This window comes from Viridibacillus sp. FSL H8-0110, from assembly GCF_038003565.1.
GTDB classification, from domain to species: Bacteria; Bacillota; Bacilli; order Bacillales_A; family Planococcaceae; genus Viridibacillus; species Viridibacillus arenosi.
Map to the genome: position 1 here is coordinate 2,209,587 of NZ_JBBOPJ010000001.1, position 14,289 is coordinate 2,223,875.

15 protein-coding genes are annotated in these 14,289 nt (G+C 34.3%); 11 read left to right on the forward strand and 4 right to left on the reverse strand.

Annotation, left to right across the window (positions count from 1 at the left end; all coding sequences use genetic code 11):
* Nucleotides 1-77: 77 nt before the first annotated feature.
* The gene (locus MHH98_RS11040) at nucleotides 78-1,127 is read right to left on the reverse strand and encodes a DctP family TRAP transporter solute-binding subunit (RefSeq protein WP_038181855.1); all 1,050 of its coding nucleotides are present in this window, start codon (nucleotides 1,125-1,127) and stop codon (nucleotides 78-80) included.
* Nucleotides 1,128-1,224: 97 nt separating this feature from the next.
* Between MHH98_RS11040 and MHH98_RS11045 the strand changes: the two genes are divergently transcribed.
* The 3 genes from MHH98_RS11045 to MHH98_RS11055 all read left to right on the forward strand — a co-directional run bounded on the left by MHH98_RS11045 (nucleotide 1,225) and on the right by MHH98_RS11055 (nucleotide 4,170).
* A complete protein-coding gene (locus MHH98_RS11045) occupies nucleotides 1,225-2,820 on the forward strand; it encodes an ATP-binding protein (RefSeq protein WP_038181853.1) in 1,596 nt (531 codons plus the stop codon).
* A gap of 14 nt (nucleotides 2,821-2,834) precedes the next feature.
* Nucleotides 2,835-3,518, forward strand: a complete 684-nt coding sequence (locus MHH98_RS11050) for a response regulator (protein WP_038181849.1) — start codon at nucleotides 2,835-2,837, stop codon at nucleotides 3,516-3,518.
* Between the two features lie 100 nt (nucleotides 3,519-3,618).
* Nucleotides 3,619-4,170: a hypothetical protein gene (locus tag MHH98_RS11055; RefSeq protein ID WP_340712830.1), complete on the forward strand. Its 552-nt coding sequence runs from the start codon at nucleotides 3,619-3,621 to the stop codon at nucleotides 4,168-4,170.
* 219 nt (nucleotides 4,171-4,389) lie between these two features.
* On the opposite strand, the gene MHH98_RS11060 is transcribed toward MHH98_RS11055, so the two are convergent.
* Nucleotides 4,390-4,548, reverse strand: a complete 159-nt coding sequence (locus MHH98_RS11060; protein WP_155981166.1) for a hypothetical protein — start codon at nucleotides 4,546-4,548, stop codon at nucleotides 4,390-4,392.
* A 491-nt stretch (nucleotides 4,549-5,039) separates the two neighbouring features.
* Here MHH98_RS11060 and dhaK point away from each other — a divergent pair, with 491 nt between their 5' ends.
* The 7 genes from dhaK to MHH98_RS11095 all read left to right on the forward strand — a co-directional run bounded on the left by dhaK (nucleotide 5,040) and on the right by MHH98_RS11095 (nucleotide 9,610).
* On the forward strand, nucleotides 5,040-6,026 hold the full coding sequence (dhaK, locus tag MHH98_RS11065) for a dihydroxyacetone kinase subunit DhaK (RefSeq protein WP_038181845.1): 987 nt from the start codon (nucleotides 5,040-5,042) through the stop codon (nucleotides 6,024-6,026).
* Nucleotides 6,027-6,039: 13 nt separating this feature from the next.
* A complete protein-coding gene (dhaL, locus tag MHH98_RS11070; RefSeq protein ID WP_038181842.1) occupies nucleotides 6,040-6,648 on the forward strand; it encodes a dihydroxyacetone kinase subunit DhaL in 609 nt (202 codons plus the stop codon).
* Nucleotides 6,638-7,015 carry a dihydroxyacetone kinase phosphoryl donor subunit DhaM gene (gene dhaM, locus MHH98_RS11075; protein ID WP_038181839.1) on the forward strand — a complete coding sequence of 126 codons (378 nt, stop codon included), beginning with the start codon at nucleotides 6,638-6,640 and terminating at the stop codon, nucleotides 7,013-7,015. The genes dhaL and dhaM overlap by 11 nt, the downstream gene beginning before the upstream one ends.
* Before the next feature lie 220 nt (nucleotides 7,016-7,235).
* Nucleotides 7,236-7,922 (forward strand): hypothetical protein, encoded by a 687-nt coding sequence (locus MHH98_RS11080; RefSeq protein ID WP_076034864.1) that lies wholly within the window; start codon nucleotides 7,236-7,238, stop codon nucleotides 7,920-7,922.
* A 171-nt stretch (nucleotides 7,923-8,093) separates the two neighbouring features.
* A complete protein-coding gene (locus tag MHH98_RS11085; RefSeq protein ID WP_340713538.1) occupies nucleotides 8,094-8,603 on the forward strand; it encodes an ATP-binding cassette domain-containing protein in 510 nt (169 codons plus the stop codon).
* Between the two features lie 135 nt (nucleotides 8,604-8,738).
* Nucleotides 8,739-9,218, forward strand: coding sequence for a hypothetical protein (locus tag MHH98_RS11090; RefSeq protein WP_038183066.1), 480 nt, complete (start codon nucleotides 8,739-8,741; stop codon nucleotides 9,216-9,218).
* Between the two features lie 59 nt (nucleotides 9,219-9,277).
* A complete protein-coding gene (locus tag MHH98_RS11095) occupies nucleotides 9,278-9,610 on the forward strand; it encodes a hypothetical protein (RefSeq protein WP_340712833.1) in 333 nt (110 codons plus the stop codon).
* A gap of 180 nt (nucleotides 9,611-9,790) precedes the next feature.
* Here the strand turns inward: MHH98_RS11095 and MHH98_RS11100 are convergent, their stop codons facing one another.
* Entirely contained in the window at nucleotides 9,791-11,029 is a 1,239-nt protein-coding gene (locus MHH98_RS11100) for an MDR family MFS transporter (RefSeq protein WP_340712835.1), read from the reverse strand.
* 97 nt (nucleotides 11,030-11,126) lie between these two features.
* Here MHH98_RS11100 and MHH98_RS11105 point away from each other — a divergent pair, with 97 nt between their 5' ends.
* Nucleotides 11,127-12,782: an ABC transporter substrate-binding protein gene (locus tag MHH98_RS11105; protein WP_340712837.1), complete on the forward strand. Its 1,656-nt coding sequence runs from the start codon at nucleotides 11,127-11,129 to the stop codon at nucleotides 12,780-12,782.
* 213 nt (nucleotides 12,783-12,995) lie between these two features.
* Here MHH98_RS11105 and MHH98_RS11110 read toward each other — a convergent pair whose 3' ends face one another.
* Entirely contained in the window at nucleotides 12,996-14,180 is a 1,185-nt protein-coding gene (locus MHH98_RS11110; protein WP_038183061.1) for an oxalate decarboxylase family bicupin, read from the reverse strand.
* Nucleotides 14,181-14,289 lie beyond the last annotated feature (109 nt).

Consider the following 14,289-nt stretch of genomic DNA (forward strand, 5'->3'; position numbering starts at 1 on the left):
AGTAATCCAAGACTTAAAAAAACTTAATACACAATTTTAAAAAATCCTTTTGTACTAGTACAGTTGTGTAATTGTTGTTATTTATTGTTAATTTCTTTTTCAATTTCCTGTAAAAATGTTTTACTTACTTGTTTACGATAGTTTTCGTAAATTGGTTTGAAGAGCTTTTGCCATTTTTGTTGTTCATCATATGATAAAGTTCTGATCTGAACATCGGATAATTGTTGTAAACTCTCCAAATCCTTATCATTCATGTGCTTTGAATGTTCAAAATTCCAAGAAGTAGCCTCATTAATAGCCTCTACTACTTTTTCCTGCAAATCGGTTGACAAACTATTATAAAAATCCTCATTCATCATAACAGCGTATCCAAGTACACCGTGATTTGTAATCGTTAAGTTCTTTTGGAGTTTATAAAAGCCCTTAGAGTAAATGTTGGAAATAGTGTTTTCTTGTGCATTCAATTCTTTTTTTTCAAGCTCTGTATATAATTCATCAAACGATGTTGCAACGGGGGTTGCTTGAAATATAGTAAACTGTTGTTGTAAAACCTTACTTGGCATGGCACGCACCTTAAGTCCCTTAAAATCTTCAGAGGTAAGTATCGGTTTGCCAGATGTTAGTATTTGCTTAAAACCATTATTCCAAAAAGCCAATCCTTTAATATTATAGCGTCCTAGTTGATTCAGTAACTGCTCTCCGAAAGGCCCTGTTAAAACTCGCTTCACATCATCTTCTGTATGAAATAAATAAGGTAAATCAAGCACTGACCATGTAGGCAACGTTTTTGTCATTTTTGAAAAGGATGGAGCAATCATTTCTACTTCTCCATTTTCCAATGCTTCCAATTCATTATTATCATTATAGAGCAAACCGTTTGGATAGATCACAACGCGGATACGACCATCTGTTTTTTGCTCTAATAATTCAGCGAATTTTATAGCAGTTTGACCCTTAGGTGTATTTTCCGCCACAATATGACTAAAATTGATAACGATTTGGTCATTTAAACCACCTTGTTCTTCATCGATTGGTAATGAGGAGTCTAATCCGAATTGTTGTTGATAGCCGATGATACCAATAAGTACTATTAAAGTGATGAAAGCTGTAGTAATATATAAACGCATTTATGTACTCCATAACATTTAGACTTTTTTCTTTACATTCTAACATAGTTTCTAATGTTACAATGAAGGCATTCTATAAAACATTCTAGGGGGCGCCATGAAAACAAAGCAAATATCGATGAATAGCAAAATAATGTCGCTCACCTTTTTCCTCATCGTTTTTTCATTATTAGTTGCAGGTATTTTCGTACTTGGTAACATAATGAAAACTAAAGAAAAAGAGCTAGGTACTGAAGCAATGTTAATAGCTAGAACGGTCGGAAAGCTACCGGAAATAAGGGAGCAGCTTGCTTCAAATAGATCCTTTGAGAAGAAGTCTGCTACTATCAATCAAACCGTAGAAGGTATCCGTGTCATAAATAAAGCGGATTATATTGTCGTTCTAGATATGGAGCATAGAAGGTTATCCCATCCTGTCAAAAGCATGATAGGGCAAACATCTAATACCGTTGATGAAAATGCAGCTTTTGTTGAACATTATTATATTTCCAAAGCAAAAGGTGAAATTGGTAGTGTAGTGCGTGCATTCGTTCCTGTTATGAGCGAAGAGCACAAACAAGTAGGAGTTGTAATCGTTGGTTATAGCTTACCAACTGTATTCGAGATTATTAAAAGCATTCAAAATGAAATTATTATAGCGACAATGCTGAGTCTTTTTTTTGGAGCATGGGGGGCATGGGTATTAGGCCGTCATATGAAGAAGCAGATGTTTGGCTTAGAGCCTCATGAAATTGCACGTCTTTATGTGGAACGGACAGAAACATTTAATGCAATGCATGAGGGTATTATTGCGATTGATAAAGAAAACACAGTAACCATTTTCAACAAGAAGGCTCGTCAAATTCTAGGTGTAGAGGGTGATGACTTTATCGGCAAGAAAATCTATCATATTTTACCTGATACACGTTTACCCGAAATTCTAGACTATAACGAACCTGTTTATAACAAAGAGCTCTTCATTAATCAGCACAGTATTATGAGTAATCGCGTGCCAATTGAAGTGAATAATGAAACGGTCGGGGCCATTGCTATTTTCCAAGATCGTACAGAAGTGAATAAGCTTGCAGAAGAATTAACAGGGGTTCAAGAATTTGTACAAGCACTTCGTATTCAAAATCATGAACACAAAAACAAAATGCATACTATAGCAGGCCTATTACAGCTTGGACATTACGATCAAGCACTAGCTTATATTGTAAAAGTTAAAGAACAACAAGATGATATTACGAACTTCTTAGATGAACGGATTAAAAATCAGAATATTTCCGGCCTATTATTAAGTAAAATTAATCACGGTAAAGAACTAGGCATTGAAGTTGAAATTGATATGAATAGCCAGCTGTCCTATTTACCCGAAACACTAGCATTCAATGATTTTGTAATCCTTCTAGGCAATCTAATTGAAAATGCATTTGATGCACTATTAAATGTAGAACGAGAAGAAAAGCATGTTTTAATAAGTATCGATCAAGATGAACATACCTTATCCATTTTAGTGGAGGATAATGGGGCAGGTATTCCAAATGATAAACTGGAGCAAATTTTTCAAAATGGTTTTACAACAAAAGCTCAAAAAAATCACGGTATAGGGTTATACTTAATTGATGGAATTGTGAAAAAAGGAAACGGTACTATCGATGTATCCAGTACACCTGGTGAAGGTACAAGCTTTTTCATCACTTTTTATTTGTAAAGGAGGGCTTGAGTATGCTTCCCATTTCTGTGTTATTAGTAGAAGATGACCCGATGGTGCGTCAAGTAAATCGCCAATTTATAGAGCGTGTAAAAGGGTTTCGCATAGTCGGTACTGCAGGGAACGGTATCGAAGGGATGAAACAGATTAAGCAGTTGAAGCCAGATCTAGTCGTCATGGACATTTTCATGCCAGAACAAGACGGTATTAAAACGCTGCAAAAGCTTCGTGAAAGTGATACAAAGGTGGATGTCATCACAGTGACAGCTGCTAACGATATGAAAACAATTCAACATGTGTTACAACTCGGAGTATTTGATTACATTATGAAACCATTTACATACGAACGCATTAAACACACTCTTGAAAATTACATGCACTTTAAAGAAAAAGTATCCGAGAAAAACGAATTGACTCAGCGTGAGCTAGATGAATTATTACATCATCAACAAAATACTAGAAAAGAGCCCAATAACTTACCAAAAGGTCTAAACGGTTCTACTTTAGAGAAAATTGTTTCTTATATTGAAAAACAAGAAGCAGCCATTTCTGCTGAAGAAGTTGCCAATGGTGTCGGCCTTGCACGAGTTACAGCGCGTCGTTACCTTGATTATTTAGAAAAACAGCAAAAAGTCGTCATCGATATTCAATACGGTGGCGTTGGTAGACCGATTAATCAATATCGGATTATTCATTAATGTGGTATTACCGCGATTAGTTGAATTTTGGAATTGTTGGAGTTCTACAATTTTTACAAAAAAGATGCCAAGTTAGCAGTTAATTAGAGTTGGTGAAAATATGTCCAGAAAAATAAATAAATTATTAAAAGCATTTCCAATGGAATTAAAGGAAGATGTGATTAAAGTTTTAAGTATAGTTAACCATTCAAACAAGTTAGACTTTTCATATGGTTTTGAGGTTAATTATAGGGGAAGTAAGTTGAATATTCCTGAACGCATATATATTAATGAACCTTCCTTATTACAATACAGTTCATTAACAGATAGACAACAAGTAGTATTAAATTGTGTATTTACAAGGCACCATGATGGTTTTATTAGAGAAGAAAATTTAAAAAAGTTAATTAAGCAATGCAATGACTACAATTGGATAATTCCCTATATAATTCAACTTACAGGGGAGTATGTAATCGAAATTTTACAAGTGATCAAAGATAATTTAGATAGTATTGATAAGAGTATCATAAAAGAGTTTATTGCAGAAAATGCAACATTTTATAATACAATTGAAAGTAGAGTAATCAGTTATTGGAATTGTAATTATCGAAGTAAATATCCAGCCAAAACAGATTATGTAGGTTATGAAATCATTGAATATTTCAATGCTTAAATGTTCTTTATATTGAGCTTAATTTTAATGGGGGATCCAATATTTTTTTGGAATCCCCCTAATTTTATTTGGAAAAATCAAAATGCATTTTTCGAACTCATCATCAAATGATAAAAATTCTCCTACCGAATGTGATACAACACTTCATTGATCAGATTTCTACAATAGTAGTAAAAAAGCTTGTGATTCTATAAAATCAACAAGCTCTTTTATCAACCTTTAAATATCTCGGAGTGTACCCCATACTACAGAAATATGTGGTTTCGTATTAACAATCAAATCTTTCATTAAAGAATCATTGAATGATACTTGAATAGATTCCTCGCCATTATTTTTAGTAATGACTAAAACTTCTACTTCTTCTAAATTCAATTCCATTCGTATCCTTTTTCCGTCTCTCCAAATTAATCTTAGTCGATTTATCGCAGGTTCAATAATTACTTCAAGTATTTCGTTATCTCGTCTCAATACAATGTGCTTTCGTTATAATACCAATCCAAGTCTTTGTCTAATATATCTGGTATGGATTCAAATACATCAATCAGTTCATACATTTCTGGGAAAGTTTCGATGGTATTCATCTTCTCTCTAATGATTCTATAGTCTATCAATTATTAAAACGTTTTCTATAGTATAGATTATTATTAAAATAATTATCTCGTTCTTTATAATTTAATTTTTGAAATCGCATATTTCTATGTAAAGAAGACAATTGGTTTTTTCACAAATTTATTACTGCGAATTGTATTAGAGTTCTCCTATTTTCCCAGTTAACTGCATAGATTGGTGATAGCAGACAAATAGTAGAATGAAAGATATTTTTTGTGCAACAATTTAAGATTATGTAGTTTTCATAGGGGGTATGAAGGATGAAGAAGATTATTAATCAACCTGAACAAGTGCTAGTTGATATGTTAGCTGGATACAAGCTAGTGCACGATGACGTGACGTATTTAGAAGATACTCATGTCATTACACGCGCTCAATTTACATCTAATAAAGTCGGCATCATTAGTGGTGGCGGAAGTGGGCATGAGCCTGCACATGCGGGTTTTGTTGGTCTAGGGATGCTAGATGCGGCTGTATGTGGACATGTTTTTACCTCTCCTACACCCGATCAAGTATTTAGTGCTATAAAAGCTGCAGATCAAGGCTCTGGTGTTTTCCTTGTCATTAAGAATTATAGTGGGGATTGCATGAATTTTGAAATGGCAAAGGATCTAGCAGAGTTAGAAGGTATTGCAGTAGACTACGTTATAGTCAATGATGATGTGGCTGTATTCGATAGTAGCTATACAGAGGGGCGTCGAGGAGTTGCCGGCACAATTCTAGTGCATAAAATTATCGGTGCAGCCGCAGAAAAAGGGGCTTCACTTGAAGACATTAAGACGCTAGCAGAAAGTGTCGTAGCACATCTTGCCACTGTTGGCGTTGCTATAAAACCTGCCATTGTTCCTGAGGTTGGTAAGCCTGGTTTTGACTTAGATGAGGATGAAATGGAATTTGGTATTGGGATACACGGAGAACCCGGTTATAGCCGTGAAAAAATCAAAACTTCTCGTGAAATTGCAGAAGAATTAATTCATAAAATTGAAATGGAAACCAAATGGACGACGGATCAAACTCTTGCTGTACTTATTAACGGTATGGGTGCTACGCCACTTATGGAGCAATATATTTTCGCACATGATTGTTTAAATATATTGCAAGAAAAAGGCTACAAAGTACAATTTAAAAAAGTTGGGAATTACATGACTGCTATTGATATGGCAGGTGTCTCTTTAACATTATTACAATTAGAAGATCCGAAATGGCTTGAATATTTAACTGAAAGTACACTAGCGCCTGCTTGGTAAGGGGGAGTTTCTAATGATCATCACAAAAGATTTGGCACAAAAATGGTTCACCGTATTTGCAGAAAAAGTAATTCAAGATAAAGAACAATTAAGTGAATACGATCGTATTATAGGTGATGGAGACCACGGCATGAACATGGCAAGGGGAGCGCAACAATTACTCTCTTCATGGCAAGAGTCTGTACCTCCTCATTTAGCAGATGTATTCAAGCATGCTGCGATGAAATGGATTAGTGGGGTAGGTGGAGCATCAGGGCCCCTATATGGTACAGCGTTTCTTGAAATGGCAAAAGCCATTGGCACGAAAGAAGAGTTACAGCATGATGAATTAATAAATGTAATCAAAGCTGGATTTGATGGGATAAAAAAACGAGGAAAATCAGATATCGGCCAGAAAACAATGCTAGATGTATGGGCGCCAGCTATTGAATCCTTAGAAGAAAAACAGCTAACAACAGAGATATTAGAAACAACTCTAACAAAGGTTACCGAGTTAAAGGCAACTAAAGGCAGGGCATCCTTCTTAGGGGAGAGGTCTATAAACGAAGTAGATCCAGGTGCCGCTTCCTCTAAACTGTTTTTTGAAGCACTATTAGAAGCAGGTGATTTAAATGACGACTAATATCGGCATAGTCATGGTGTCACATAGTAAGGATATCGTAAAAGGTTTGTATGACTTAATACACCAAGTTGCACCTAATGTGTCTATCACATTTGTAGGTGGAACAGTGGATGGTGATATTGGCACCAGCTTTGAAACAGTTCAACAAGCAATTGAAGAAAATACAAGTAATCAACTGTTCGCTTTTTATGATTTAGGTAGTGCCAAAATGAATCTAGAAATGGCTGCGGAACTCTCAGAGAAAGAAATTGAGATTATGGATGTCTCGTTTATTGAAGGTGTCTATTGTACAGCAGCACTATTTGAAATGAACGCGGATTTACCTGCAGTTATAAATGAGTTAGAGAAATTAATGATTAAAAGATAAGGCTAAACTAACTCTGATAGTCTATTAAAGTTCGATAAAAATCACCTCTTTCGTTTTTATTAGAGGTGATTTTTTATTGTATATTTATGTTAAAGTAAATTTGGAGATAGTGAAGAAATGTACTTAATCAAAAAGGACTTTTTGGGTAATCAAGGAGTGCATTAAAAATGTTAATTATTCTTGTAGTATTTAATTAACACTAAAAATGGGAGTGATTAATATGGGAGATACTCTATTTACCGCATTTAGTCTTTCAGGTAACAATGGATTAAGAAGCCATTTAAAAATGAGAGAGAAATCAAATCGTTTTACCCTCATTCAATCTACGGAAATATCTAATAATGTAATGCAGTATCTTTATGATCGCAATGGAATACAAATTTATAGCTATGCATTTCTCTTAGAGGACGAAAATGGCATTGATTCGTATCTTTTTATTGAAAACAATGAAATATTTGAACAATTTGTTTCTCATCTAAAGGAAAAAAACGCAGAAGAGCTTAGCGTTGACCTTTATTTAGATGTTCATAACCATGAGCAGACAGAGCAGAAGTTAAATCAATTGTTCCAAAAAGAAAATACGGAAGATGAATCGTATTTTTGTCATTTATTCGGCCAACAAATGTGGCATGGAAATGCTTATATGGTTGCGAATCGTGCTGCATTACTAGGAATAAAAGAGGCGATTGAAGTTGCTTTAGAAAATGAAGAGTCTAGAGTGACAATGTTTCCTTCTGATGGGGAAGCCTACGATTTGTTTATCAAATGTACAAATGAAGGGTTTGATTGGGAACAAATTAAACTACCTTATCATAATCCAGAGGTAATTGAAAATAACAAAGATCAAACAAAAAAACCTGCTAAATTTTTTGAAAGATTCAAAAGGATATTAGCATTTGCGGATTAATATAACTAATTCCAAGCGAAACTGCAGTGGTTGTTTTTTAATTATTAAAAATAAAATTTATTTTAAAGCTACAATTGACCCTATACAGTTAAAAAGCCAAGAAAACAGGTTTTATTCTTTCGGGATTTTTCGATTTTAAGAAATGGGATACCTCTTTTTGAACCAATCAATATAGATGTATATCCAACGGAACGATTTTTTATTGAGGGGGAAAATGGAGTCGGGAAGTCTACTCTATTAAATTTTATACTTGGAATAGAGCAGTTAGAAACTATAGGTGAATATCGAATAAGTCTACCTCGTCCTCTATCAATACTAAGTCAAAAAAACAAAGTGGATATAGATTATTTTTCAGTGCTCAATCAATTACCTACGAAAGAAGCAAAAGAAGAATATTGGCATCTATTGTATCAATTAGGAATTGAACGTTCTAGCTTTTCCGATAAATCTAGTGAAAATTGGAGCGCTGGTGAACAGAAAAAAGTCTTTTTAGCGAATGCATTATTAGGGGAAAATGAGTTGTTTATTTGGGATGAGGTAACCAACTATTTAGATATGTTCGTGATCAATCAGCTGATAGATTCTATAAAGAAATATAAACCCACTATGATTGCTGTAGACCATAATGAATATTTTGTTAATGCTATAGCTACTAAAAAGATAGAATTAAAATCTTTTTGAAAAATGATTTTGCTGTAGTAGTAAATGAAATCATTTGAAGTACAAGAAAAGGAAAGAGAGCAAATTTATTTTGCTCACCTATCCTTGCATTTTACACCCGCACAATATATAAGAATTTAGAGGTGATTTAGAAAGATGATTTCTTTTATACTTTTTTATTTAATAGGAATACCTTTCTCTGTACTGCTGCACGAAATAGGGCACGCACTAGGTGTCGTAATATCCTCAAATGAAGAAGCGCATGTTTATCTCGGTTCAAAAAATGACTCCAATAACGAAAATTTTCGAATTGGAAGAATTCACTTTCATATCAATTGGGCATATTTTGGGTTCTGTGCTGTAAATAAAAACAAGTTAACGAAAGTTCAATTTACAATAATGTCTTTAGGTGGACCCATCGTTTCTTTAATACTATTTAGTGCCTCTTACTTTTTAATGGTTGGATTATCACATTTTGAACCTAAAAACTATTTTAAAGGAATGACAATTATTAATTTCGTTCTGTTTATCAGTACGATTATTCCAATTCGCTATCCAAACTGGGTTAAACCGTATGCAGGGCTCCCATCAGATGGTTATCAAATACTTAAATTATATAAAGATAATAATAATTAATAAGAAATACTTAGAAGTGTAGTGAATAAATTGATAGAGATATAAAGTGGGGGTATAAAATGGAGAAAGTTCATGAGAAATTAAAGGAATTAGATTCAGGTGAAGAAGGAATCGAAGTATATTCTCAATTTATACAGAGGATGATTTTGTCTATAAATAGTGATTTATCTGTGTCTCTTGCTTCTTCTTCTAAACTTATCCCTCTACTTAAAGAAGGATGTCTCCTTTTTCAACGTGGGACATCCTTTTTAAAACATAGTCTTTCAATTAAAGCATTCAATATGAACACCAGGTATCCTAATGCGGGTTTTCTTTTCACACATGTAGATAGATATTTCTTAATATGTCATTATGTAGAGCCTATTTTTGAAAATGGAACTCAATGTTTATAAATGGTCCGAGTTTTTCGAAATTTTTAATTTGGATGCATGAATATTAATCTAAATTTCTTTTCTTTAATGCCTTCTTCTACAGAGAATTGAAATGTATCCAGCTTCAGAATCGAACTCACCGATCTTTAATAGATGGCTATAAAAAAACTTTTTTTATATAGATTTATTTGTACAAACATATCATCTATTAAAGACCAATCTTATCTTTCCAGTATAAAACAAAGCGCTATATATTAAAGCAATTCCTGACATAACGATAATACCTATGAAGATAGACATCTCCCAAGGAGCTAAAAACGCTCCTAATATAAGAGCACCACTACTAATCATACTCGCCCCATTGAATCCTAGCCCAGAGAGAGCAAGGTATGACCCCCTTTTATCTGCTGGTATACAATTAGCCTGCTCGGTTTGAAATACAGGGGAATACATAAGCTCGCCTAAAGTTGCTAATGCACCAAAGAGTAATAGAAGATAGAAATGATTCGAAGAGGTTAAGAAGGTATAACCCAATCCGTACACTGCAAGCCCTGATAGGATTGATTTCTTATTATTCATTGTATTTGTCCATCTTGATACTAAAAAGGTGAAACAAACTACAAGTAATGTGTTTTCAAAGCTCAGCAAGCTAAACATTCGAACGCCTTCAATTTCAAATCCGAAAATCTTCACCGATTTAAAGGTTTCCGCAAGCCGAACACTAATATATGTACTTAAAGAAAACTCCGCAGAAAAGATAAACATCATACCTAGTGTCAGTTTCACAAAACGATGATCCATTAAAGCTGTTTTATAATTACTAATTAAATCTAACAAGATATTATCATGCTGTTTTTCTATTGTTGGTATAGAATCGTCCTGCAGCCAAATAAGATATGCAATTGCGATAAAAACAGTAGTTACTGTCAAAAAGCTAAATAACATAATTTGATGATTCATATAAAGAAGTCCACCTAAAATTGCACCAAAGCTAATTGATAAATTCAAAAGCCAGTAATCAATCGCGAAGACAGCTTTCCGGTTTTCAGCTGTTGTAGAATCTAATATAATCGCCTGCATGGCTGGTCGTCCAAGATTACTAGATACAACATAAATAAGATACAACGCAGTAAACAACCAAATTAGACGTTTATTTGGAATTAAACAAAGCGTCATCAAAAATAATAGTGCGAATGTCGTAAAAGAAGTTATTAACAGCACCTTTTTTCGGCGAAAACGGTCCGCAATATAACCTCCAACTAAATTAGTAGCAAAATTAATTCCAACTGATAGAAGTAACAGTGAGCCAGCAAATACTTTATTCACTTCATGAGCAAAAAACAAAGCGATAAATGGCATAACTGCATTAAAAGCAATTCGATTAAAAAAGGATGTTATTAATCTCAATTTAATATTTTGTGGTAAATCTTTCAATTTCATATTGTCTACCTCCTAGATTTACTTTATATTAAACTGGACTAATAAGTTAAAAAAGGGACAATTTTATATATTATGTCCACTTTTAGAGGTGACTACTATGGAAGCAGCCTTACTAAAAATCTATCGATCATTTCAATCAGGGACAGTAAAACAAAAGGAGTTAGCAGAATTACTTGAATTAAGTGTGAAGCAAACATCGAGATTACTACATAGATGGGAGAAAGAAGGGTGGCTTAACTATACTCCTGGAAAGGGGAGGGGAGTTCAATCTTCTTTGAGTTGGTTACGTAATATAGAGGAATATTATGAAGGTGAAATGCAAGCTAAATTAAAAAATGAATCAGTGGAAGAAGCAGCCAAGTATTTAAACTTTGATTGGTCTGCAGGAGCAAAACAAAGACTTACAAAGATTTTTCAATCAAGATTCGGTTACGAACAAGACGGAACAGACAAATTAATCATTCCTAAAAGGCATCCCTTTATTACAATTAATCCAATAGAAGCAGCCGATGCTTATAGTGCAAATCTCGTATCAAACTTATATAACCGCCTAGTTCATGTTGATGCTAACGGTGATGTAACGTCGGAAATTGCTCATAGTTGGGAGCAGGATAACGGCAGACTACGACTTTATTTAAGAAAAGATATCCATTTTCATGACGGGTCAATACTAACTGCAAAAGACGTAGTGAATTGTCTCAATAAACTACGAAATCATCCAACCTATCAAAAAATATGGGCACCAGTAGAAGCAATTGTTTCTCCAGCACCTCTTGTGGTTGAACTGCATACGACATGTAGTTATTGTTTACAGCTTTTAGGATTAATTAGTGCAAGTATTTTCAAAGAAACCAACAATCAATTATATGGTACAGGTGCATTCTTTTTAGAAAAAAGTTCCCCTTCGATAACTATCTTAAAAGCCTTTTCAGAATATTTTCAAGAGAGGCCATTGTTAGATACTGTTGAATTTGTTACTGTTCCAAAGGATTTTGATAAAATTTACCGATCATCTCAAACCACAGTATCCACAGATACTATAGATGTGCAAAGTGATTCTGGTTTTGGAATTGTTATATTAAATATTTGTCACGAATCAGCTATACAAAATAAAGCGTTACGTCAGTTTATTCACCATATAATAGCAAGACATCGAGAAGAAATTGTAGATCTAAATCAATATCATCATAATTATTCTCCAAATCATAATGGTTTCCTAATTGGTAACAGTAAGCCATATACAATTGCAGAAGTCGAGTGTCCAAAAGTAGAAAAACCATTATTTATAGAGTATGTAAATTATACAAAGGATCTAACGATGTGGTTGAAAAACCTATTAGAACATGAAGGCATTCCGGTAGAACTGCGTTATGTGAAATTTCAAGATCAACTAAATAATCGTTGTTTAACAAATAAAGCCGATATTATCATACATGGAGAGATATTTGAGTTAAATCAACAGCTCTCATTCTTTCAATTTATGACAAGTGATAATTCTGCCGCTTCTGATGTAGTACACGCCCATCCATTAATTACTGATCTAATTCAAAAATATGTTGAAACACCATTTGAAGAGTGGACCAATCTAAATTTACAAATAGAAAGAAAATGTATTGATGAGTCTATTTTAATTCCTTTATATTATGAAAAACGTATTATTCCTTTCTCAACTGATATTCAAAATGTAACAATTAAGCATTTTGGCTATGTTGATTTCTCTAAATTGTGGATGAAACCATTAAATTCTGATTAGATTTTTTGACCTGTTTCCATAATTTTATTTCAAACAAGCATTTAAGCAATCACTGTTATATTTAGTTTAAGGAAATTTCTTAGATTTAAAAAGGATGTCTCACGTTTTAACGTGGGGCATCCTTTTATAAGTTATTAAATATTAAAAAACGACAAAAGCGACTATTAGAAATGGTTCTTCGATTTTCTAAACTAAGTAAGAGCTAAAGATCTCTTACCTTGGATAGTAAGAAAATCCTGGGAACTTAACAACAGGATATTTTACTTTTCGTAGGGCATTCAATAGTTCTGGTCCAACATGCAAATTGTCTGCTACTAGGTCAGAAGGGGTAAGCGCCATCCATTGGTTTAAAGATACATCAGCAAACCGATCACTCTTGAACATTTCCAAAAACCACAAACTTTCAGTACCGGTATTTTGAATGTAGTGTCCATTAGCAAATGGCACATAACCGACATCTCCAGCACGATAATCAAATGTTCGAGCTATACCGTTGCCACTAAATACCGTCATGCGTCCCTGTCCAGACAGGTAATACTGCCACTCGTCGTTATTTGGATGCCAATGCAGTTCTCTCATTGCTCCCGGCTCAATCTTGACAAGGGCCGCAGCGATTTTTTTTGAGATAGGAAAGTTTGAAGAGTCTACTATACGTACAGTGCCCCCAGGTATTTGCATTGGTTTTTGCGCTAATAACTTGTGCTTGAACGTTTCAGGAATTGTTCCGTAAGGGGATTGTACCTTTTCACTTTGCAGGGGACCTGGAACCTTGTCTTGAAATATATACACCTGCTTTGATGGTATATTGTCAAACGTACTAATAGGGACTCCAAAATTAGCAGACAATACATCTTTTGGCGTGTGAGCAAACCAATCTGAGATGGATAAAGTATTCAAGTCGGAAAAAGCGCCGTCATCGAAGACGAGTAGGAATTCACAGTGTTCCAACCCTTGGATTGAATGTGGTAGTCCAGGGGGGAAGTACCAAAGATCGCCTGGGCCAACATCAGCAATAAAGTTACGACCTTCTGAATCAATGGATGTAATTCGTGCATGACCTGATATCATAAAAGACCATTCTGCTTGTTGATGCCAATGTAATTCTCGAACACCACCAGCCGTCAAGCTCATGTTTACACCAGCAAGAGTAGTCGCTATGGGCAATTCTCTAACAGTAATCTCTCTTGACCACCCACCATGACTTAACGTCATAGAGGTGTCTGAGAATGAAAAATGCATATTAGGGAGTAAACCAGCATCTGTCTTCGGTGGAACTAACATATCAGGGTTTTCAAGATCTCTCATAATATCTCGGGGTCCAGTATCATATCCTCCTTCGCCGTTACTTCGAAAAGGCTGAGGTATATTTTCTTCTATATTTTCGTTCGGATTATCGATTTCATAAACTCCTCTCTTTGGATTACTCGTGGGATAAAAACATACATAATGATATATGATGAGAAATCTGTCTAAATGACTATCTACCTCAAGTAAAGGTGTTTTCTGT